6 protein-coding genes are annotated in these 26,224 nt (G+C 37.1%); all 6 read right to left on the bottom strand.

Annotated features, from left to right (window positions below):
* Window positions 1-2 precede the first annotated feature (2 nt).
* Window positions 3-22,205 (bottom strand): T9SS type B sorting domain-containing protein, encoded by a 22,203-nt coding sequence (locus tag AC2TDS_RS18320; RefSeq protein ID WP_484737022.1) that lies wholly within the window; start codon window positions 22,203-22,205, stop codon window positions 3-5.
* Window positions 22,206-22,326: 121 nt separating this feature from the next.
* Window positions 22,327-22,950 (bottom strand): hypothetical protein, encoded by a 624-nt coding sequence (locus tag AC2TDS_RS18315; RefSeq protein WP_484737021.1) that lies wholly within the window; start codon window positions 22,948-22,950, stop codon window positions 22,327-22,329.
* Window positions 22,951-23,043: 93 nt separating this feature from the next.
* A complete protein-coding gene (locus AC2TDS_RS18310; protein ID WP_484737020.1) occupies window positions 23,044-23,667 on the bottom strand; it encodes a hypothetical protein in 624 nt (207 codons plus the stop codon).
* Between the two features lie 93 nt (window positions 23,668-23,760).
* The gene (locus AC2TDS_RS18305; RefSeq protein WP_484737019.1) at window positions 23,761-24,375 is read right to left on the bottom strand and encodes a hypothetical protein; all 615 of its coding nucleotides are present in this window, start codon (window positions 24,373-24,375) and stop codon (window positions 23,761-23,763) included.
* 97 nt (window positions 24,376-24,472) lie between these two features.
* Window positions 24,473-25,108, bottom strand: a complete 636-nt coding sequence (locus tag AC2TDS_RS18300) for a hypothetical protein (RefSeq protein WP_484737018.1) — start codon at window positions 25,106-25,108, stop codon at window positions 24,473-24,475.
* A 165-nt stretch (window positions 25,109-25,273) separates the two neighbouring features.
* A complete protein-coding gene (locus tag AC2TDS_RS18295) occupies window positions 25,274-26,224 on the bottom strand; it encodes a PorP/SprF family type IX secretion system membrane protein (protein ID WP_484737017.1) in 951 nt (316 codons plus the stop codon).

The following is a 26,224-nucleotide window of genomic DNA, read 5'->3' as shown; positions in this document are numbered from 1 at the left end:
GGTTATCTATATAGTGTAAAGTGACCCATAATTTTTCTTTCTTGACCTGATAACTCGTTAAAGTAAATGGTATACCAATAATCACCCGAAGGTAATTCTACGCCTTCATAAGTTCCATCCCATCCTTGTTGTGAACCTTCATAAACGGCAATATTTCTAGCATACCTGTCGTAGATATATACTTTTACACCATGATAATCTTCAACATTTGTTGGATACCAATAATCATTTAATCCATTCCCATCAGGAGTAAATATATTAGGCACTTCAATGGTAATATACACACCTTGAATAATGAGTTCAACTTCACATCCTCTACTATCTCTTACTATTACTGTATAATCTCTAGTTTCCAAAATAGTAATTTCATTTTCATTACCAAATGAATCACCATCTAAACTGTATTCATAAGGAGCCAGTCCAAAATTCCCGTTCGCTATTAATTTATTCTTTTCAGAATCATTGATAGTGAGTGTTAACTCTTGAATATCTTGTACTTCATCTACATCCGTAGTTATAGAACACGATTCTAGTACATGCTCTACAGTTATTGTATAACCATCTCCGGGTGCAACATTCGTAAAAACTCCTGTATCATTAGATGCTACCAATCCAGCTCCATTATTCAACGAAAAGATCACTGCATCTTTATATTCATCTTGCACTGCTGCCCTAATGACATTACCAACAGGACAATTATATTCTCGATCAGCCTCTAATAATAGATTAATTGCCCTTGTCGTAGTAATTGGCCCCACATTTTCTGGCACACAGTCTCCGTTACTATTTCTAATAGAAATTCCATAGATCTTATCGGCTTCAATTCCTTCACTCGCTCCCAAAACAATAGCTCCTTCTGGATAGGTACCAGGTAAATCTATACCATTAATACTAACAATATATGTTACTGTACTACTTGGTACTGCTCCTCCTGTTGCTTGAATCGTGATCGTAGGTGTAGGATCTGAAATACAAACTTGTTGAGTTACATTAACTAAAGATACCTCTATTTCTGTTGGTTCTTCAATGGTAACATCAATAGTGTCGTAACATCCTACTTTATCTTTCACGGTAATCACATAGTCACCAGGCGCTAGATTTTCAAACACATTCGATGTTACAAATTTATTAGGATCAAAACCTGGACTGATATTATACTCATAGTCTTCATTTCCTCCCTCAGCATTAATTGTTATAACACCGTCATTACCGCCATAACAACTTATATGCGCTGCTACCGCTCCTATTTCTAACATCTCAGGCTCTACAACTTCATGTAAACCTGTATCCATCAAACAAACATCTCCATCATCATTCGTACTACTTATTCTTATTTTATAAATCCCTACAGGTAATCCTGAGAACATATTTGATGTCTGGAGCGGTCTAATAACCGCATCACTTGCATCTAGTAGCTCGTACTCATAATTTCCAAGACCATTAGACACTGTTGCCGATAGTACCCCATTATTTTCTCCATTACAAGTAACAAACCCTGACTCTATATTCAATGTTGAGACCAGTGCCTCATAAGGATCAACGGTAACTAGTGTAAAAGGATCAGAAGTACAGCCGCTAGCATCTCTTACATAAAAATTATGCTCGCCTGCATTAACAGTAAAGATGTTACTCAGTACAAAATTGACCCCATCTACACTATATGAATATCCGCCAGCACCACCCTGACCTGTTACCTCAATCGTAGATTGATTTCTGCTACAGGTTATCGAATTTAATATGGTTGCATCAGCGACTACTTTTGTTGGATCCGTAATTGATACGTCAATTGGTAAACTTTGACATGAATAATCGTCATAGACTGTAATCACATAATTTCCAGCAAGCAAATTGGTAAATACATTACTCGTTTGGTTAGCTGATACCGTTCCTCCAGGGTAGGTTAAAGTGTAGGTATAAGGAACTCCTGTACCTTGACCTCCCGTTACATTGGTAACCGTAATTATTGCTGCTTGATCACCATTACAAAGATTATCTCCCACTATATAATTTGCTGTTATCGGTGTAGGGTCTGTTAATTCAAAGGTGACTGTTTCATTACAACCATTCACATCTCTAACAGTCGCAGCATAGAGGCCTGCATCTAAGCCATCGATGACATTGTTGATATCAAAAGCCTGCATAGTTACGCCTGTAGTTGTATTCACCAGTTGATATTCATAAGTTCCCCATCCTCCTGAAGCGTTTAATACCACTTCACCAGAGTTAGGTCCGACACAACTAATTAACGATGGTAAGGTTGCTAATGATAACCCAGTAGCGGGTGCTTCTATGGTTATATCCGTAGATTGTACCGGACAAAACGGACTTGCCTGCATAGTGAGCTCAACGTAGTACGTTCCTGCTCCTAATGTAGACACGGTAGTTACTCCACTCACTCCTGTTCCTGTAATTCCTGTGGTTACTCCGCTTGATTGGAACACCTCATAATCATACGTTCCTACATAAGGTGTGGTACTACTGAATCCAAATACTATTTCACCTGTATCAGTTCCCAAACAACTTACATTACTCGACCTACTGATATCTATAAAGAAATTAGGTTCTGGCCTAACTTCATGAGCCGTTTCTAGTATACAACCTGTATTACTATTTACTACCGATACCTGATAAACATCCGTTGCTAAGTTTGTAAATACACCCGTAGCATTCGTATCTGTATACCCTGTATTGGCTCCTGTTATGTTATAACTTATTGCGGTTGGCGGCACTACTGGACTCGTTGAAGTATAACCCACGGTAATATCCTCTCCTGTTGCACAGTCAATCAGTTTATCTACTGTTACCGTAGCTGTATCTAATCTGGCAAATGCGGCTATCGTTGCCGTTGTTGAGCCTACACATCCTTCTTCATCATATACATTAATTTGATAACTTCCCCCGGCTTCATCTGTCGATCCATACACAAAACTCGATCCGTCTTGAACCACCACATCATCACCCGTTGTTAGGGTTCCTTGGGTATCTATAAACTCTACACGTACATAAGTTCCACTACCACCTGTGATTAAAGTTCCTCCAACATTTGGTATGGTAATCGTGGCATGATTCGTTACATTACCCGTTATACATCCAAATTCTACCACTTCGGGTGTAGGTATTGTTATCGGTACAAATTCAGTAATTATAATGTTATTTATGGTAGTTGTACAATTATTCGATCCTGTAGCAGTGATTGAATACGTATTAGGCGGTAAGTCATCAAAACTATTGGTTGCCGCATTAAATGTTCCTGCTGCGGGACTTATACTATACCCTACAAATGGTACAACTCCATTATCTACCTCTGTTAAATATATAACTCCAGAATTACTTCCATTACAGGTACTATTCTCTACAATATACGTAAAGCTAGGCGTTATTATATCTAAAATATCTATCGTCTTATCTTCTGAACAGTTTGGTGATGCTCCCACATCGTGAACTCTTACAGTATATGTATCGGCTGCTGACACCGTAAAACTTACAGTGGAACCAACAATCGCTACTCTCGGTACAACGATACCACTTGAACTATCAAATACTTCGTACTCATAGTTCCCTGAACCAGATGTTACGGCTACTTCTATCACCGCATCTGGGCTACCCGTACAATCAATTTTCTTAGTTTCTATTATAGAATACTCTAAATCTGGCAACAAGGTAATATTTTGAGTAGCAGTCGCGCTACACCCTTTACTATCTCTTACCTCTACCGTATATAAACCTACTCCTAAATTTGTAAACACATTGTCCGTTTGATTACGAACCTCTATTCCTCCTTGTGATAATATATACGTATAGACTCCTGTTCCTCCTAAGGCTGCTACCGTTATACTTCCGCCAGTTGTAGCGGTACAAGCCTGATCATCCTTTGTTAAGTTAAACGTTATTGGTGTCGGATCGGATATGGTCACATTACGAGTAGCAATACATCCATTAGCATCACGAACACGAACTACATAGGTGTTTTCACTTAAATTATAGAATACATCTGTTCCAGAATACCCTGCTATAACCCCCCCTAAGGTATCCTCTAATTGATATTCATAACTACCCCAGCCATCAGTAGCTGTCACTGTTATCGATCCATTAGTGTCTCCTATACAATCTATAGCTCCTTCTACTGTTGTAAAATCTAATGCTGCCGTCGGTGCTTCTATGGTTACATTCGTGGATTGTACCGGACAAAACGGGCTTGCTAGCATAGTAAGCTCAACATAGTACGTTCCTGCTCCTAGTGTAGACACTGTAGTTACTCCACTCATTCCTGTTCCCGTAATTCCTGTGGTAACTCCGCTTGATTGGAACACCTCATAATCATAAGTTCCTCCGTAAGGTGTAGTACTGCTGAATCCAAATGAGATTTCACCTGTATCAGTTCCAAAACAACCTACGTTACTCAACTGATTGAGGTCTATCAAGAAATTCGGTTCTGACCTAACCTCATGAGCTATTTCTAGTATACAACCTGTAACAGCATTTGCTACCTCTACCTGATAAACATCCGTAGCTAGGTTTGTAAATACTCCTGTAGCATTCGTATCTGTATATCCTGTATTGGCTCCTGTTATGCTATAACTTATTGCGGTTGATGGCACTACTGGACTTGTTGAAGTATAACTTACTGTAATGTCTTCTCCTGTTGTACAATCAATCAGCTTATCTACAGCCACTGTAGCTGTTTCTAATCTTGCAAATGCAGCTATAGTAGCCGTTGCTATCCCTATACATCCTTCTTCATCATATACATTAATTTGATAGCTTCCTCCAGCCTCATCTGTTGATGTATATACATAGCCTGGACCATCTTGTTCTACCACATCATCACTTGTGGTTGTAGTTCCTTGGGTGTTTATAAACTCTACACGTACATAAGTTCCACTTCCACCTGTGATTACAGTTCCACCAGAATTCGGTATGGTAATCGTAGCATGATTCGTTATATTACCCGTTGTACATCCAAATTCTACCACTTCGGGCGTAGGTACTGATATTGGTGTAAACTCGGTAATTACAAGGTTATTAACCGTTGTTGTACAACTATTTGCTCCTGTTGCCGTGATCGAATAGGTATCTGGAGGTAAATTTTCAAAACTATTAGCCGCAGTGTTAAACGTTCCTGCTGCTGGACTTATACTATAGCTCAATGGGAAAACACCATTATCTATATCCGTTAAATATATAACTCCAGAATTGCTTCCATTACAGGTACTATCCTCTACAATATATGTAAAGCTAGGCGCTATTATATCTAAAATATCTATCGTCTTATCTTCTGAACAGTTTGGTAATGCTCCCACATCGTGAACTCTTACAGTATATGTATCGGCTGCTGCTACTGTAAAACTTACGGTAGAACCAACAATCGCTACTCGTGGTATAACCGTACCACTTGAACTATCAAACACTTCATATTCATAGTTACCTGAACCAGATGTTACAGCTACTTCTATCACAGCATCTGGGCTACCCGTACAATCAATTTTCTTAGTTTCTGTTATAGCGTACTCTAAATCTGGCATCAAGGTAATATTTTGAGTAGCGGCTGCGCTACAACCATTACTATCTAGCACCTCTACTGTATATGTCCCAACTCCTAGGTTTGTGAACACATTGCTCGCTTGATTACGAATCTCTGTTCCTCCTTGTGACAGGATATACGTATAGACTCCTGTTCCTCCTAAGGCAGCAACTGTTATACTTCCACCAGTAGTAGCGGTACAAGCCTGATCATCCTTTGTCAAGTTAAACGTTATTGGTGTCGGATCAGATATAGTGGCATTACCAGTAACGATACATCCATTGGCATCACGAACACGAACCACATAGGTGTTTGCAGCTAAATTATAGAATACATCTGTACCAGAATACCCAACTATGATACCCCCTGAGGTATCCTCTAATTGATACTCATAACTGCCCCAGCCATCAGTAGCTGTAACTGTTATCGACCCATTAGTACCTCCCGTACAATCTACAGCTCCTTCTACTGTTGTAAAATCTAATACTGCCGTCGGTGCTTCTATGGTTACATTCGTGGATTGTACCGGGCAAAATGGACTTGCTTGCATAGTGAGTTCTACGTAGTACGTTCCTGCTCCTAATGTAGACACTGTGGTTACTCCACTCACTCCTGTTCCTGTAATTCCTGTGGTTACACCACTTGATTGGAAAACTTCATAATCATAATCTCCTGTGTAAGTCGTTGTATTGCTAACTCCAAATGATATTTCACCTGTATTCGTTCCAAAGCAACCTACATTACTCAACTGATTAAGATCTATCAAGAAATTCGGTTCTGACCTAACTTCATGAGCAGTTTCTAGTATACAACCTGTTGCAGTATTTGCTACCTCTACCTGATAAACATCCGTAGCTAGGTTGGTAAATACTCCTGTTGCATTCGTATCTGTATATGCTGTATTGATACCAGTTATAGTATAACTTATCGCTGTTGGCGGCACTACCGGGCTCGTTGAAGTATAGCTCACTGTAATGTCCTCTCCTGTTGTACAATCAATCAGTTTATCTACTGCTACCGTAGCTGCTTGCAATCTGGCAAATGCAGCTATGCTTGCCGTTGCTGTTCCCACACATCCTTCTTCATCATATACATTAATTTGATAACTTCCTCCGGCTTCGTCCGTAGATGTAAACACAAAACTAGAACTGTCTTGTACTATCACGTCATCCGCTGTTGTAGCGGTTCCTTGGGTATTTATAAATTCAGCACGTATGTAAGTTCCACTACCACCTGTGATTAAAGCTCCTCCTGAGTTCGGTATGGTAATCGTGGCGTGATCTGTTACATTACCGGTTGTACACCCAAATTCTACCACTTCTGGCGTAGGTACTGATATTGAATTAAACTCAGTAATTACAAGGTTATTAACCGTTGTTGTACAACTATTTGCCCCTGTTGCCGTAATTGAATACGTATTAGGCGGTAAATCTTCAAAACTATTTGTTGCTGCGTTAAACGTTCCTGCTGCTGGACTTATACTATAGCTCAATGGGAAAACACCATTATCTATATCTGTTAAGTATATAACTCCAGAATTACTTCCATTACAGGTACTATCCTCTACAACATACGTGAAACTAGGTGCTATTATATCTAAAATATCTATCGTCTTATCTTCTGAACAGTTTGGTGATGCTCCCACATCGTGAACTCTTATAGTATATGTATCGGCTGCGGCTACTGTAAAACTTACCGTAGAACCAACAATCGCTACTCGTGGTATAACCGTACCACTTGAACTGTCAAATACTTCGTACTCATAGTTCCCTGAACCTGAAGATACTGCTACTTCTATCACAGCATCTGGGCTACCAGTACAATCAATTTTCTTAGTTTCTGTTATAGAATACTCTAAATCTGGCATCAAGATAATATTTTGAGTAGCGGCTGCGCTACAACCATTACTATCTTTTACCTCTACTGTATATGTACCAACTCCTAAGTTAGTAAACACATTGCTCGTTTGATTACGAATCTCTGCTCCTCCTTGTGACAAGATATACGTATACACTCCTGTTCCTCCTGAGGCAGCTACTGTTATACTTCCACCAGTAGTAGCGGTACAAGCCTGATCATCCTTTGTCAAGTTAAACGTTATTGGTGTCGGATCAGATATGCTGACATTACCAGTAACGATACATCCATTGGCATCACGAACACGAACTAAATAGGTGTTTGTACTTAAATCATAGAATGTATTTGTACCAGAATATGCTTCTATGATAATTCCAACATTATCCTCTAATTGATACTCATAACTGCCCCAGCCATCAGTAGCTTCCACTGTTATCGACCCATTAGTACCTCCTGTACAATCAATAGCACTAACTGTTGGTGTAAAATCTAATGCTGCCGTTGGTGCTTCTATGGTTACATTCGTGGATTGTACTTGACAAAACGGGCTTGCCAACATAGTGAGTTCAACGTAATAAGTTCCTGCTCCTAAAGCAGATACGGTGGTTACTCCACTCACTCCAGTATCCGTAATTCCTGTGGTTACCCCACTTGATTGGAACACCTCATAATCATAATTTCCTGCGTAAGGTGTTGTACTACTGAACCCAAATGATATTTCACCAGTGTTCGTTCCAAAACAACTTACATTGCTCAATTTATTGACATCTATCAAGAAATTAGGTTCAGCTTCTACTTCATGAGCGGTTTCTAAGACACAGCCTGTAATGCCGTTCGTTATCTCCACATTATAAACATCCGTTGCTAAGTCTGTAAATACTCCTGTAGCATTCGTATCTGTATATGATGTATTTACACCTGTTATAGTATAACTTATTGCTGTTGGTGGCAGTACTGGGTTTGTTGAAGTATAGCTTACTGTGATGTCTTCTCCTGTTAAACAGTCAATTGGTTTATCCACCACAACTGTAGCCGTATCTAATCTAGCAAAAGTAGCTATAGTTGCCGTTGTTGTCGCCACACATCCTTCTTCATCATATATATTAATTTGATAACTTCCTCCAGCTTCGTTAGTAGATGTAAACACAAAACTAGAACTGTCTTGCACTACCACGTCATCCGCAGTTGTTGCGGTTCCTTGTGTGTTTATAAATTCAGCACGTATGTAAGTTCCACTACCGCCTGTGATTAAAGTTCCACCAGAGTTCGGTATGGTAATCGTTGCGTGATTCGTTACATTCCCTGTTGTACATCCAAATTCTACCACTTCGGGTGTAGGTACTGATATTGAATTAAACTCAGTAATTACAAGGTTATTAACCGTTGTTGTACAACTATTTGCTCCTGTTGCCGTAATTGAATACGTATTAGGCGGTAAATCTTCAAAACTATTTGTTGCTGCATTAAACGTTCCTGCTGCTGGACTTATACTATAGCTCAATGGGAAAACACCATTATCTATATCCGTTAAGTATATAACTCCAGAATTACTTCCATTACAGGTACTATCCTCTACAACATATGTGAAATTTGGGGCGACTTCCGTTCCGACTGAGAATGTCCTTGTTAAACTACATCCCGAAATTACATCCGTTAAAACTACTCTATAATTACCAGCTGTTGCTATATTAAACGTTGTATTAGTCGCTGCGAAAGTTGTAGTAGGAACCACATTAGTTCCTGACGGATGATTCTCTACCACATAACTGTAATTATTGGTTCCTGAAGTAGCATTAATTTGTAGTGTAGCATCTGAAACACAGTCTAAATTTTTTATCGAAGCGACATTGAAGTCTAAAGAAGGATGAATTGTTCTTGACAATATTGAACTCTCACACCCACTGGCATCACTTACAATAACATTATAATTCCCTGGTGTTAAATTCTCAAATAATGCATCTGACTGGTAATTTGCACCATTATCGATTGAGTACAAATATGGAGCTGTTCCTCCAGAAGCAACAACATTTATTGTTTTATTTGTTCCACATGTGCTAACCAAAGCATTGGTCAAAACTGGAGGTTGGCTTATATTTAAATTAACATTTCCTAAATTTTGTGAACAACCATTACTATCAGTTACTGAAACATCTACATTTACAGGTAGTGCAGTGTTTGTAACATTTGCATAAGGTATGGCTATACTAGTTGATGATGTTGATGATGTTATTCCAGTTGCATTTGTTACCGATATAGTATAGGTATATCCAGGGAAACCACCAACTACATTCTCTATATTTACAATACCTGGTGAATCACAAGTTATATCACCTCCATTGTTTACATTTCCAGCTATTGCTACACCTTCTCTAATTTCTGTGTCTATACTTGCAAATTGACAAACAGGTGGACCACCTACTCTGTTACTGATTAGAATATAATATTGCCCCGAAGGTAACCCAGTTGAAGAAGTAATCGTTAAGGCATTTTCACCTGCTGGAAGTGAAGACTCTATAATAGGATCCGTAATTGGTCCTCCACTCGATGGAGTTACACGCCTGTATAAAGTCCAATCATATGGTAGTATTAAATCACCAGTTGAATTGTCAATGGTGAATGTAATCTGCCCATTAGAAGCTCCTGAACACTGATTACTATCAACAGTTGATGAAATCGGAACAGAAGGAGAGAATGTATCATATACATCTTCATTATTTTGTCTAATACAACCTGTAGCATCTCTTACATAAAATACATAAGTTTGGCCAGGTATTAAATTATTATATGTTCTTGTTCTTGTTTGATCTGGTTGAATATGCGTTGGACTAACAGTATCAGGGCCTTGCCATCCTGTAGGAGTACCCATAGCAAACTCAAATGGACCACTTCCTCCAAAAGCTTCAACGGTCACACTAAATCCAGTTGTACAATCAGATGGATTAGCAACAGGGTTTACAATAAGTCCTTCCACATTAAAGGCTATTTCATATCTTCCATATGCTAATAAACATTTCGTGGTAGAAGCTCCTGCATCAAAAACTCTTAAAGCCGGGTAAACTATATCTCCCGAATTATAACCTCTAACTTGTCCTCCTGTAGAAGTGAAGTCAACCCAATTAGCACCATTATCAACACTATACTGAAGTGTATATGGTAAATAATCATTCGGGTCTACATTTATAAAATCAAAACCTGTATTCAAAGGATCCACAATACAATTTGCAGGCAATATATCATCTATATCAATTATCAAAGCAATTGGATCTACCAAAGTAACGGTTTCTGTGTCTTCACATCCATTAGCATCCGTTATGGTAATATTATAAGTACCCGCAATCAAATTTGTATAATTATTGGTACTTTGAACAAAGTTAGCCACAGTATTATTATAGCCACTTGGACCAGTTACATCAATAGTATGTGGCTGCAGACCACCTGCAATTGTAACAAGGAAGCTACCAGTATCACCATTACATGTTGGTTGTGTATCCGCCGTTGTAATATTTAATACTGGAGTAGTATTTATTTCAACCCCCGTTACTGAAGTTTCACAATATCCGGTATTTCCTCCATTATCTCTTACGTAAACGTCATATCTTCTAGGTGTAACTGTAGCTACAGGAATACCAAAAGTATTTGTTGCCGTAAAATCACTAAGTACCGGAAGGACTCCTTCATCCACAAAAGCATAAAAATAGGTACCTACTCCTCCAGAAGCCGAAGCAGTTATTTGTCCAGAATTACAATTGACATCAACAGTATCTGTCGTCAAAAGTAATTCTGTACTTATCGTCTCATTTGAGATAGACGTACAACCTAAAGCATCTTGTACTTCAATTGTATAATTTCCTGCCGTTAATCCTTCAAAAACATGCGTAGTTGAATTTGATGGTGCTGGTGTTACCCATGCTCCGCCATTAATTCTAAACAAATAATCCTGTAATCCTTGTGTTACATTCACCTCTATTTGCCCATTAGCTCCATTGTAACAGTTTGTTACTGTCGTCGCATGAGTTACTCCTAGTGGTGCATTTACGACAACACTCGCATTAGTGGTAGAAATACAATTTCTACTATCTCTTGCCTCAATAATATAGGCTGTTACACTATCAGCTATATTCGTAAACACTCCACTAGCTTGCCATGCTCCGCTATTTATTCTAAATTCATATGGACTTGTTCCTCCCGTTGCTTCTGCTGTTATTGTGGCGCCAGGAATTGACGTACAACTTGTTGGACTAGTTATATTAGCGGTTACCGCTACAGCCGCTGGTTCTGTTATTGTTATATTCCCTAAATCAAGTTCACACCCTGATGCTCCTGTTCGAACTCTTATATTATGTGTTCCATCTCCAAGACTAGTTACTGTAACTGGATCTGTTCCCGTATTTACCCATGATGCACCTCCATCTACCGAATAATCATACGATGTACCAAAGTTTGTAGCATCAATTATAACCGTTCCATCATCAGAGCCGTTACATGTACTATTACTTGTTCCTGTTATACTGGCAGTAAATTCTTGATTAGCCAATACAGTTACCGAAACATCAGTAGTACACGATCGACCATAATCAATAGTCATTGTATGGTTTCCTACTGATACATTATTAAATACATTACTTGTTACTGCACTTGCCCCATCTAAACTATAGGTATAGCCTGCTACTGCAGGTGTTATCGTTATATTTCCAGTTCCATTACAATTATAAGCTATATTCCCTGTAAAAGTAGGTTCCGTTGGTAAAGGATCTATAGTAATAGCACTTAAGTTTAAAACACACCCATTGTCATCTCTTACGGTTAACGCATACGTTCCTTCTGTTAATCCATTTTTTATTCGATTTGTAGAATATACTCCATCAATACCATAACTATAAGGTGCTGTTCCACCAGAAGCTGTAGCAAATGTGATTTGTCCTTGTTGGGTACACGTATAATTCTGAGATAAACTTGCTGAACCACCTATTGGATTCGGTACTGTAATAACCTCGTTTTCAACAGCACTAGTACATCCATTTGTGTCTGTCACTTGGATAGTATACGTGTCTGCTGCTAAGGTATCAAATAATACAGTGGTACTTGCACTAGGGCCAACGGTAGTAGTGGTTCCTGCTGTTACGGCAGTAATACTAACACTATAAGGACCTACGCCTTCTGCTATAGATACACTGATGCTTCCCGTATCTCCATCACAATTTGGTTGTGTAGGTGTTAAAGTAGCTGTTGGGTTATTAACTCCTTCTACAGTAATCGTTTCCGTAAATTCACAATATCCTGTATTTCCAGTATTATCTCGAACATACACATCATAATCCCCTGCTCCGGTTACACTAAAAGTGTTCCCTGATACAAATGTTGGCATTCCTCCTGTTGCTATAAGTCCATACACATAGTTACTATCGCCACCTGAAGCCGTAATTTCTACTTCACCGGGGTTACATGTAACACTTACTATTGACGTTGTTGCTGTTAATGTATCATCTAAAGTATGAGTGCTTGCCGTTGAAACACATCCTAAAGCGTCTTGTACTTCTACCGTATAATCGTCTGGTATCAACCCTGTAAACACATACGTCGTAGCATCGACCGGTGTTGGGCTTTCCCATGCTCCTCCATTGATTCTAAATAAATAATTTAAAGATCCTTGAGTGACATCTACAGCTATTTGTCCGTTGGTACCATCATAACAGTTTGTTACCGTCGCTGTATGTAAAACTTCAACTGGTGCATTTACCATAATACTAGCATTGGTGGTAGAAATACAATTTCTACTATCTCTTGCCTCAATAACATAAGCTGTTGGATCATCTGCTATATCCGTAAACACTCCACTAGCTTGCCATGCTCCACTATTTATTCTAAATTCATATGGACTTGTTCCTCCAGTTGCCTCTGCTGTTATTGTGGCGCCAGGAATTGACGTACAATTTGTTGTACTAGTTATATTAGCGGTTACCGCTACAGCGGCTGGTTCTGTTATTGTTATATCCCCTAAATCAAGTTCACATCCTCCTGCTCCTGTTCGAACTCTTATATTATGTGTTCCATTATCAAGACTAGTTACTGTAACTGGATCTGTTCCCGTATTTACCCATGATGCACCTCCATCTACCGAATAATCATACGATGTACCAAAGTTTGTAACATCAATTATAACCGTTCCATCATCAGAGCCGTTACATGTACTGTTACTTGTTCCTGTTATACTGGCTGTAAATTCTTGATTAGCCAATACAGTTACCGAAACATCAGTAGTACACGATCGACCATAATCAATAGTCATTGTATGGTTTCCTACTGGTACATTATTAAATACATTGCTTGTTACTGCACTTGCCCCATCTAAACTATAGGTATAGCCTGCTACTGCAGGTGTTATCGTTATATTTCCAGTTCCATTACAATTATAAACTATATTCCCTGTAAAAGTAGGTTCTGTTGGTAAAGGATCTATAGTAATAGCACTTAAGTTTAAAACACATCCGTTGTCATCTCTTACGGTTAACGCATACGTTCCTTCTGTTAATCCATTTTTTATTCGATTTGTAGAATATACTCCATCAATACCATAACTATAAGGTGGCGTTCCACCAGAAGCTGTGGTAAAGGTAATTTGCCCTTGCTGTGTACATGTATAATTCTGAGATAAACTTGCTGAACCACCTATTGGATTAGGCACTGTAATAACCTCGTTTTCAACAGCACTAGTACATCCATTTGTGTCTGTTACTTGGATATTATATGTATCTGCTGCTAAGGTATCAAATAATACAGTGGTACTTGCACTAGGGCCAACGGTAGTAGTGGTTCCCGCTGTTACGGCAGTAATACTAACACTATAAGGACCTTCTCCTTCAGCTATAGATACACTGATGCTTCCTGTATCTCCATCACAATTTGGTTGTGTAGGTGTTAAGGTAGCTGTTGGGTTATTAATTCCCTCTACAGTAATCGTTTCCGTAAATTCACAATATCCTGTATTTCCAGTATTATCTCGAACATACACATCATAATCCCCTGCTCCGGTTACACTAAAAGTGTTCCCTGATACAAATGTTGGCGTTCCTCCTGTTGCTACAAACCCATATACATAGTTACTATCACCACCTGAAGCCGTAATTTCTACTTCACCGGGGTTACATGTAACACTTACTATTGACGTTGTTGCTGTTAATGTATCATCTAAAGTATGAGTGCTTGCCGTTGAAACACATCCTAAAGCGTCTTGTACTTCTACCGTATAATCACCTGGTATCAAACCTGTGAACACATACGTCGTAGCATTGGCCGTTATTGGACTTTCCCATGCTCCTCCATTGATTCTAAATAAATAATTTGGCGAACCTTGAGTGACATCTACCGTTATTTCTCCGTTGGTGCCATCATAACAGTTTGTTACCGTTGCTGTATGTAAAACTTCAGCTGGTGGATTCACTGTTACTGCAACAGGTGCACAACTTACCTTGTTAATCTGAACACTAACATTATCAATAAAGTTTCCAACAGTTAAACTTCCTGAAGCTACGGACACGGCTTCAAAAGATATAATGGTAGTAGACTGATCTGCAGGAACTGTATAAGTACCAGAGTAACTTCCCCACGCAGTATTTCCATCAGACATAGTTTGCTGCGCTACCGCTGTTGCCAAACTTCCACCGATTTTAACTTCCGCTACATCAACTCCAGCTCTTCCTCTATGATCTACTGACCAAGAAATTATATCACCTGGTCTAGTACAATATTCTTGATATAAGGTTGAAACTGCATTTGCATTTAACTCTACGTGATTATCTCCGTGAGAAGCTGGTACTCCTTGGAAATTATTATGCCAAATCTCAATCATGTTATCGGCTGCATTGGTATCCCAGCCAGGAACACCATCTTCATGTCTTAATTTCCAACCTGTACCAGGTATTACAGGCTCTTCAAAACTTCCATTTATAAAAGGTTTTACTGTACATCCACATTCATCACAATTTCTACTGTCACGTATATTAAGGATATAATCAGTACCACTAGGAGCTATATTTGTAAACACCCCTGAGTTTTGCCAAGTTAAACCTCCATCTATACTAAATGTATATGGTGGTGTACCCCCTGAGGCAGAAGCTGTGATTGTTGCTCCTGTAACTGCCCCTGAACAACTTGGTTCTTGAGTGACACTAGCCGAAAACACTAATTCTGTTGGTTCTGAAATTATCGTCTGCCCTAGGTTTACCGTACAAGCAGAAGCCCCTACTGTTTCACGAATAGCTACATCATAGGTTGCCTCTCCTAAACCAACAATTCGGTATGGATTATCGACAGCCAAAGACCAACTCGCTCCACCATCAATAGAGTATTCATAATCACCTCCTACAAAATTTGTTGCTGAAATTGTTATGGTTCCGTTGTCTGCACCGTAACAAGTGCTGTCTTCACTTCCAACAATTGTTCCTGCAAACTCTCTATTAGGAAGTACCGTCACTGAAATATCTGTGGTACATTCGCGTCCATAATCAATTTTAATTGTATGGTTACCAACGGTTACATCATTTAATACGTTTGAAGTTACAGCTGTTGCTCCATCCAAACTATAGGTATAACCCGATCCAGTTGGTGTAACTGTAACATTTCCTGTTCCATCACAATTATAAGAAATGTTTTCACTAAAAGAAGGTTCAACTGGTAACGGGTCAACAATAATACTTGGTAAGGTTAAAACACATCCATTATCATCTCTTACCGTTAACACATATGTTCCTTCGGTTAATCCTGTTTTCACTAAATCTGTGGAATACACTCCATCAATTCCATATGTATAGGGTGCTGTTCCGCCAGTAGCTGTAACAAATGTGATTTCTCCTTCTTGGTTACACGTATAATTCTGTGTTAAGCTAGCTGAGCTGACTATTGGATTTGGCGCTGCAATGGTTTCGTTTACAAGGGTACTTACACATCCATTATCATCGATTACTTGAATAGTATACGTATCTGCTACTAACATATCAAACAATACGGTAGTACTTGAATCTGGTCCCACTGTAGTTGTTGTACCTGCAGTTACAGCAGTGATACTTACGTTGTAAGGGCCTACTCCTTCAGCAATTGTTACGTTGATACTTCCAGTATCTCCAACGCAATTTGGTTGTGTAGGTGTTAAGGTAACTGTTGGATTGTTTATTGCTTCTACCGTAATGGTTTCAGTAAATTCGCAGTAGTCAGTATTTCCATTATTATCTCGTACATATACATCATAATCTCCTGCTGATGGAATACTAAATATAGTATTTGTTCCAAAAGTTGGTGTTCCTCCTGTTGCTACTAATCCATACACATAATTACTATCTCCACCAGAAGCAGTAATTTCAACTTCGCCTGGATTACAGGTAACACTTGTTATGGATGATGTGGCTGTTAGCGTGTTATTTAGCGTATGAGAACTCGGCGTTGAAATACATCCTAAAGCATCTTGTACTTCTATGCTATAATTTCCGGGAATAAGCCCTGTAAAGGTATAAGTTGCGTCAGTAACTGGTGTGGGGTTTTCCCAAGCTCCTCCATTGATTCTAAATAAATAATTTGAGACTCCATTTGTTACCGTCACAGAGATTTGTCCGTTTGTTCCATCGTAACAATTCATTACAGTTGCCTCATGAGTCACAGCCGATGGTGGATCTACGGTAATCGTTGTTGTATCAGTTGATACACATTCAAACTGGACAGGAAGACAAGCATACGGACAAGAGGCTCCATCATTATGGCCATTAGGTGTACCATTGTATAACTTGACTGCGGTTGGATTTACCCCTTCAAAATTATCGATTCTAAAAACTTCACCTGTGTTATTACTAAAACCATAAAAATTCCTACTTATGTCAGTAAACACACTTCCAAAAGCATTATGACCTGGCCCTAAACCTGTTATATCTTTAGACGTTACAATAATTGGGTTTGTTGATAAATCCGATATATATAATTTTTGCTGTCTAATTCCATAGGCATTTCCATTAATATAAACCATATCCACTGGTTTTCCAGTTCCAGTAAAATTAATTTCTTGATAGGCTCTGGTGATCGTATCAATTTTGTAGAACTTGCTTGAGCCTTTTCTAATCCAAAGTGAACCAGCATCATCAAAAAAGCATACATTAGGGTTTAAATTTAGTGGGGTTCCTCCATTTGTAACAGGTCCTAAATCAGTAGCGATGCCATCTAATCCCATTCGAAATAAATTACCTGTACCCTTAATAATTCCATATATATAATTATCAACAGGGTGAATTGCTATTGCATTCGTCTCAACCGTTGGGTTTGCCACGAACTCATTATTTCCTGTAATAGGGTCTATAATTCTAAGAACCCCATGAATCACCTGATAAAACCCAGGCTGACATCCTCCCGGTCCTGGCGCAGGTGCTGCCGATGAATCACAATCACATTCTGTACAATCTCTGCTGTCTTGAACATATACCGTATAATCAGTAGCACTTGGAGCTACATTGGTAAATACCCCTGATGCCTGCCAGCTTACTCCATCCAGACTATACATATAGGGAGGTATACCCCCTACTGCTGTTGCTGTAATAGTTGCTCCTGAATTTGTTACAGCACAGGTAGGATCCTTTGTAATTGATGCTGAAACTACCAATTCTTCAGGTTCTTCAATAGTTACTTGACCTAAATTAATTTCACAAAAACCTCCACCGTTAGCTTCTCGGATATAGATATCATAAACACCATCACTTAAATTGTCAATTTCATAAGGGCTTGTTGTAACGGTAACCCACGACACTCCTGCATCCGTAGAATATTGATAATCTCCATCAACATAACCATGAGCATCAATGGTAATACTACCGTTACCCATAGTATTACAATAGTTTCCTGTACTTCCTACAATACTTCCGCCAAATTCCTGATTTGCAAGTACCGTAGCCGCAATATCTGTGGTACATCCACTACCATAATTTATAGTAATCGTATGATTTCCAACAGAAACATTGTTAAACACATTGGTTGTTACTGCGGTTGCTCCATCTAAACTATAGGTATATCCTGCTGATGTTGGTGTAACCGTAACAGTTCCTGCTCCATCACAATTGTATGCTACCCCTGCTTCAAACGCGGGCTCAGTTGGTAGTGGGTCAATAGTAATGCTTGGTAATGTTAACACACATCCACTATCGTCTCTTACCGTTAAATCATAAGTTCCTTCGGTTAATCCTGCTTTCACTAAATCTGTGGAATATACTCCATCAATTCCATACGTATAGGGTGCTGTTCCGCCAGTAGCTGTAACAAATGTGATTTCTCCTTCTTCCGCACACGTATAATTCTGTGTTAAGTTGGCTGAACTCGCTATTGGGTTTTTATCTTCTATTTCAATATCAACAATACTGTAGTCACACTGATATGAGTTTTTTGAGGTACGAATATTTATAGTGTAAATACCTACTGACAATCCAGAGAAATTACCTGTTGTATTCCATGTTGTTTCTCCATCTAAATTATATTCAACCAAATACCCCTGATTACTTCCGTTTACAACAATATTTATAAATCCATCAGATTCTCCTGTACAAGAAATAGCATTAGCTGTATGATTAAAAGCTATCGGTGCCTCAACGGTAATATCGATAGGGTTTGATATGATAAAACAGTTATTACTGTCAACTACAACAAACCTATAAACTCCTTCATCACCATTAGCTACTGGATAGGTATAAGATGTAAAATAAGCTGACGGTGGAATATCAGCAACTGAAGCATATAAATCTGTGCCCTTGTCTGTCCAAACAGCAAATGTATATTGGTCACCTGCATTCAAAGTTCCTCCACCCGCTGTTAGTGTTATTATTCCATCCGATGAACCAGCTAAACATGAAATATTTTTCGTGTTTTCAGCCGTTAACGTTAAATCTGCCGCTTGGTCAATTGTGATACTTTCTGTTATACTACACGTATCTGTTGTTACCGTAACTTCATATGTACCTCCAATGGTTACATCAAATGTATAGTCATTATTATTAGTAGGTCCTTGAGTACCAACTGTATCAAGACCATCTGTTAAGGTATAAGTGTATTGTCCGGGTACATTATTAACTTGCACCCTAATTTTTCCAACATCACCAGCACATAAAATATGTGTTGGAATGATATCTAAATCAATTGCTTGGTCTTGAATATTAATAGGGCCAAAATCATAGGTACAAGAAGCCGCAGTAGGGTTGTTTATTCTTATTTGTAAATTGTAATTTCCAGGATCTGAAACAATGAACGTGTTTGAGCTCTGAAAATCTACAAAATACCCTAAGGGTCCTGTTAAACTATAATCGTATCCTGCTGGTATTCCATTAATTGTAATTTGTCCATTACTCCCACAAACAATATCTTCTTTAATAATTTCAGGGGTCAATGTTGCTTCAAAAACATTAAAATAATATGTTTCCGGACATCTACCATCGTATAACACTGTTAAACGATACTCGCCTGCATCAGTAAAACTTTGTGCTAGTGAATTACTGATATCATTCCAAGTACAGCTTGTATTGATATTAGCACACCCAACAGTGATTTCATCAGGACATGAACTTTCGTCAAGTTTAGCCCAGGTAACTGTTGTACTTGAAGCTGGATCAAATGGCAGATTAATCGTTCTTGAAGCTGTATTACCACATAAATATATTTCTGCTAAATCGGAGCCATCATTTGGACAGACTAACATTTTATCAGCAAACGGAACTAATGGATTAGGCTCCGTATTAAATGCTATTACATTGATAATTTCAGTAGTACTAATACAACCAACAGGAGCTACTTTATCCACCGTATACGTTCCTAACGCACTTACCGTTACAGATTGGGTAATTCCTATAACTACGCCACCAGAATCTTGCCATTCGTACGAGTCAAAACCTGCTCCTGCATTTAAAGTTATAGTAGCTCCACATAATACTTCATCTCTTTCAAAGGTACAACCCGCGGTATCTGCCAAGAAATTTGACGTTCCAACAACCCCTAAATTACAAGCATCGATTCCTGCATAACTCGGTTCGTTCATCACTCTTGGTAAGCCCGCCTGATCACTGTCATAATTAGCATATGCTTGATTTTCAATAACATCAGAACACACATCTCGTAAATCATTACAAGTAGCCACTACCTTGACTTTAAAACGAATATCATATTTAGCACCTCCTTCCAGTACCAAACTATCTGGTACATTCACCGTTAACTTTCCTCTAAACCCATTGGCCAATGAAGGAGGTTCATAAGTATAATCTGAAGCTGTTATACCAGCCGGCAGGATTAAGTCAGATACTACTAAATCAACATTTTTAGGAAGAATATCAATTATTTCAGTATTCTTAGCATTATCAGTACCTACATTTTGAAAACTAACATTATACCATAATTCAGAACCTAAAGGAACTGTTGCTCCTCCTAAATCATTACCAGCACCGTCATCTATCGTTTTTACTAGCTGTATTTTAGGCTCTATAATTTCAACTGACATAACATTTAAAAAGGGCCAATACACATCTCCCCCCGTAGTAAATCTGACATCTGCTGAGGTATCTCCATTTTCTAGTATGGAGTTACTTGGATTATTTATGGTTAATAAATTACAATCAAAACCTAATGTATTCGTACTTGCAGGAGTTCTGGTGGTTGTGTGACTTCCATACCTAGAAATACTACCATTAAAAAAGTTATTTGCATCATTGACCGCATCCGAGATCTCTTGATAATTCCCTCCATTATCTAAAATTTGAAATTGGTCTCTCGTTATTGCGTCATCACCTTCTAGCGCCCCTACAATTAACTCAGCGCGCACGGGTCCTGATGGTATGGTTGTAAAACCAGAAAAGTTAACATCTACATCATTTGTTCCATCTATTGTAACAAATCCGTCAAAAATAGAAATATTTTTACTGGACTCCATTGGATCTTCATAAATAACCACCAAGGCCCACCCTCCAGAACCTCCTAAACCACTAGTATCTAAACCTGTAGTCCCATTAATATCGGCTACATAATAATCTCCACTAGCATTTGTTTGCCCCGCTACTAAACTCGTTATATCTTTAAAGCAAACATAGGCTCCTTGGTCATTGTTATCGTATATTTCGTTATCAGCAGGGAGCGTACTTGCTGTAATATCTATATAATTACTATTACTTGGTAATTTAAGCTTTATGTTCCTTAAGGCTTCAGGATCTCTAGGTTCAAGACCTGTATAGGTTTCATATGGGTAAATTGCCGCCCAATACAAACCTGCAAATACTACTTTAGAACAACTTGGCAAGTTTAATGTCGATTTACTCGATGAAAATGTGTCGGCACTCCCCGTAATGCCGTCTGTATCATCGATATCAACATATTCCATATTTGACCTACCATTAGTAAGTCTATCAACACGATCATAGTAAGTGTAACCACAACCATTTGTTGAAACTTCATAATACAAACCTGATGACGCCGGATTTGGATGCACATCATTAGCATTAAGAACTGTAGATACTGGCGTATAAGTATATGTCCACATACTATAACCACAAGCAGGGTAATATACCCAACTACCTCCACTACGTTCATACATAGTAATTCCTTCTCTGTTTAAAGAGCTATTCGCGATAAAAGTCATGTTACCCTTTACTTTAATACCGCCAGGGTCTAACCTTTGAGTAAATTCTTTATCGGGCCTACTATTTACTATACTTTCCTTTAATTCTTTATTTATTAATTCTTTTACAGATTTCTGATCTTTTTTCACTTCTTGAGCAAAAAAGTTCAAAGCCAAAAAGAAAAATGTTACATTAATTATTATTAATCTTTTCATTGGTAATGGGGGGATTTATGTTAGCTAGTTCTAGGTAATATGGTTATCATGTGATATTCATAATTGATTTTCTATAATAAAGAGAACCATTTAGATCATTTTCATATAATCTGAATGGCTCTCACATATATTGTTTGTCTTTAGTATATAATACTTTACTGTATCCTGTTGATGGTTTTACAAAATAATTACCATCTATGTTATCATTACGTAATTCATTTAAAAACTTATAAGCATAGGCTTTTTTAGAAAACCCATTTTGCACCAAGCAATAACTTTCTTCAAAATCACCTGATGTTTTCATTACTAACAGCTTCTTGTAATCATCACCTTCTCCATTGCTGTCTAATGTTATTTTTATCACAAATACAGGTTCCTTTACAACCTCTATCTTTTTTCCACGCTTACGAATAACATTATATGTCTCTTGAATTACATACAATAATTCCTTGTGCTCAGGGTTTTTATACTCTTGCTTTGGGTTTCTTTTAGGTGACTTAACGCTTACTCTTCCTGCTCCTCTCTGTGGCGTTTTTATACTATAAGTCTTTTCTTCAAAATTATAGATGACTTCGACCTCATTCGCAGTGGTAACATTACTTTTTTTATAAAAAAAGTCAATTCTTTCCTTTAATTTTAAATTTATTAATTCTTTTAAAGGTCTGTGCTCATTTTCAAGTTCAAGAGCAAAAAAGTTTAAAGTTAAAAAGAATAATGTTACATTAATTATTATTAATCTTTTCATTGATAACGGGGAATTTATGTTAGTTAGTTAGTTTTCGATAATATTATGGTTAGTTAATATTTATAATCGATTTTATACAATAGAGAGAACCATTCAAATTATATCAAAATAATCTGAATGGTTCTTACTTATATTATTGGTCTTTACTATATATACTTTTGTATATCCTTTTGATGGATTTACTAAATAATTGGTATCTATATTATCTTTACGTAATTCATTTAAAAATTTATAAGCATAGGCTTTTTTAGAAAACTCTTTTTCCACCAAGCTATAACCTTCTTCTAAATCACCTGACATTTTCATTAATAATACTCTCGCCGGTGATTGTTGTTTAGCTTCTTTATAGCTATTATCTTCTCCATCATCCCCTAGTAGTATATTTATCACACACACAGGTTCCTTTAAAAGTTCTACCTTTTTTATAAGCTTATTCGATAAATCGCTATGTTCAGTTTTTTTATGCTCTTGATTTGGTATTCTCTCAACTACTTTCTTTAGCCTTTTTATACTATAGCCGTTTTCTCCAAAGCTATAGATAACTTCGACCTTATTAGTAGTGGTAACATCACTTTCTTGATACAAAAAGTCAATTCTTTCCTTTAATTTTAAATTGATTAATTCTTTTAAAGGCTTCTGCTCATTTTCAAGTTCTAGAGCAAAAAAGTTTAAAGTTAAAAAGAATAATGTTACATTAATTATTATTAATCTTTTCATTGATAACGGGGAATTTATGTTAGTTAGTTAGTTTTCGATAATATTATGGTTATTTAATGTTTATAATTGATTTTCTATAATAGAGAAAACCATTCAGGTTATATCAAAATAATCTGAATGGTTCTTATATATGTTGTTGTTCTTTAGTGTATATACTTTTGCGTATCCTGTTGATGGATTTACAAAATAATTGGTATCTATATTATCATTACGTAATTCATTTAAAAACTTGTAAGCATTAGCTCTTTTAGAAAACTCTTTTTCCAAAAAGCAATAACCTTCTTCAAAATCACCTGACATTTTCATTACTAATGCCCTCGCTGGTGATTTTTGTTTAGCTTCTTTATAGCTACCATCATCTCCTAGTTGTATGTTTATCGCACACACAGGTTCCTTTAAAAGCTCTACCTTTTTTATAAGCTTATTCGATAAATCGCTATGTTCAGTTCTTTTATGCTCTTGATTTGGTATTCTCTCAACTACTTTCTTTAGCCTTTTTATACTATAGACGTTTTCTCCAAAGCTATAGATAACTTCGACCTTATTAGTAGTGGCAACATCACTTTCTTGATAAAAAAAGTCAATTCTTTCCTTTAATTTTAAATTTATTAATTCTTTTAAAGGTCTGTGCTCATTTTCAAGTTCTCGAGCAAAAATGTTTAAAGTAAAAAAGAATAATGTTACATTAATTATTATTAATCTTTTCATTGATAATGGGGAATTTATGTTAGTTAGTTAGTTAGTTTTCGATAATGTTATGGTTATTTAATGTTTATAATTGATTTTCTATAATAGAGAAAACCATTCAGGTTATATCAAAATAATCTGAATGGTTCTTATATATGTTGTTGTTCTTTAGTGTATATACTTTTGCGTATCCTGTTGATGGATTTACAAAATAATTGGTATCTATATTATCATTACGTAATTCATTTAAAAATTTATAAGCATTAGCTCTTTTAGAAAACTCTTTTTCCAAAAAGCAATAACCTTCTTCAAAATCACCTGACATTTTAATTACTAATGCCCTCACTGGTGATTGTTGTTTAGCTTCTTTATAACTATCATCCTCTCCATCATCTCCTAGTTGTATGTTTATCGCACACACAGGTTCCTTTAAAAGCTCTACCTTTTTTACAAGTTTCTTAGTAGTGGCAACATCACTTTCTTGATGAAAAATATCAATTGACAAGTTGGTTTCAGCCTCTCCCAACAGACCATACTTTTTGGCATACCCTGCTATGAACCAGCCTACTTTAGGCAAGTCAACATTTATATTTCCTCTAAAGCCAAAAGTTCCACTCACTGGTTTTCTTAAGACCAAAACTATTGAATCAGGTTCTTCAAAGATTCCACCCGCATAGGTGAACTCATAAGAGTACATGACATGTCCTGAAAATGTTCCTTCTGGAAAAGACGTATTTAAATTATTTTCTTTCAAATTAAAATATTACAAATTTCAAAAAAACACCTATATGAAATTAATCAAACGACATCGTAAGTGCTGGTTGAAAATTAACCATCGGTATATCTTGAAAATTGCTCATTGTTTGGTTAGGTTCTACTAAATTAATTTATTTTTATTTCATTGACAGTTCTAAAATTATTAAAAAATCATCATTTTTTGCGTACATCGAGCTAAACTAGGCCTCTTTTCATAATCAAACCCTAAGGTAATCATATGAGTTCCATAATTAAAATTTTGCGTTTCATTAACATTAATACTAAAACCATATGACAAATAAAAATTTGTCTTTTTTAGCCCTACTAATGGCGTAATTGCATTGGGTGTAAAAAACTGATCATTCAAGAAGGTATAACTTAAACCTGCCCAAACGTATCCGTCAGGAATACCTTTTCGTGCCTTTAGGTTTAAATCTGTTCTGGAACGTTTGTCAAATTCTCTATACTCAATTAAAATAGAAGGTTCCAATTCTATTTTCTGACTTAGCCGTGCTAATACATACGAGGAATATAATATATATTTTCTTAAAACTCTCGGTTCATCTGTATCAAAATCTATGACTTTTTTATCCAATAAATTCGCCACATTAGCACTAATACTAAAACGTTCATAACGATACAGCATTCCTACATCAAAATTGGAGTTTCCAAAAGATCTATTTGGTATCCCTCCTTCTGATGTGTTGTTTTCGGAAGTATCTATTCCAAACTGATTATAGGAATAACTCAGTGCAAAAGACAAAAAACTATCGTGAAAGTTACTTAATGTTAAGTGACTTGCCAAAGATAATTTCACTCCTTGCTGAGATGTAAATCCATTTTTATCATTATAAATAGTTATTCCTCCACCAAAACGATCAGCCAATCTAGCTTCGATAGATACGGATTGGGTATCTGGTGAACCTTCAACTCCAACCCATTGACTAACTCCATTTAATCGAATTTGTAAACCAGATCCAATACCAGCGTATGTTGGTGATATTAGAAATGGATTATCGGCAAGGTGACTTACATACTGTGGTAATTCAACTTCTTGAGCCAACATGTTAGTGCTCCAAATTATACTACTTATAATTAATAATAGCTTCTTCAT

It is taken from the genome of Tenacibaculum profundicola, assembly GCF_057220795.1.
This window is presented reverse-complemented; position numbering and strand designations above follow the sequence as displayed.

Coding starts and splice junctions, on each gene's coding strand:
- AC2TDS_RS18320 (WP_484737022.1), bottom strand. CDS start 22,205: ATGAAAAGATTAATAATAATTAATGTAACATTTTTCTTTTTGGCTTTG.
- AC2TDS_RS18315 (WP_484737021.1), bottom strand. CDS start 22,950: ATGAAAAGATTAATAATAATTAATGTAACATTATTCTTTTTAACTTTA.
- AC2TDS_RS18310 (WP_484737020.1), bottom strand. CDS start 23,667: ATGAAAAGATTAATAATAATTAATGTAACATTATTCTTTTTAACTTTA.
- AC2TDS_RS18305 (WP_484737019.1), bottom strand. CDS start 24,375: ATGAAAAGATTAATAATAATTAATGTAACATTATTCTTTTTTACTTTA.
- AC2TDS_RS18295 (WP_484737017.1), bottom strand. CDS start 26,224: ATGAAGAAGCTATTATTAATTATAAGTAGTATAATTTGGAGCACTAAC.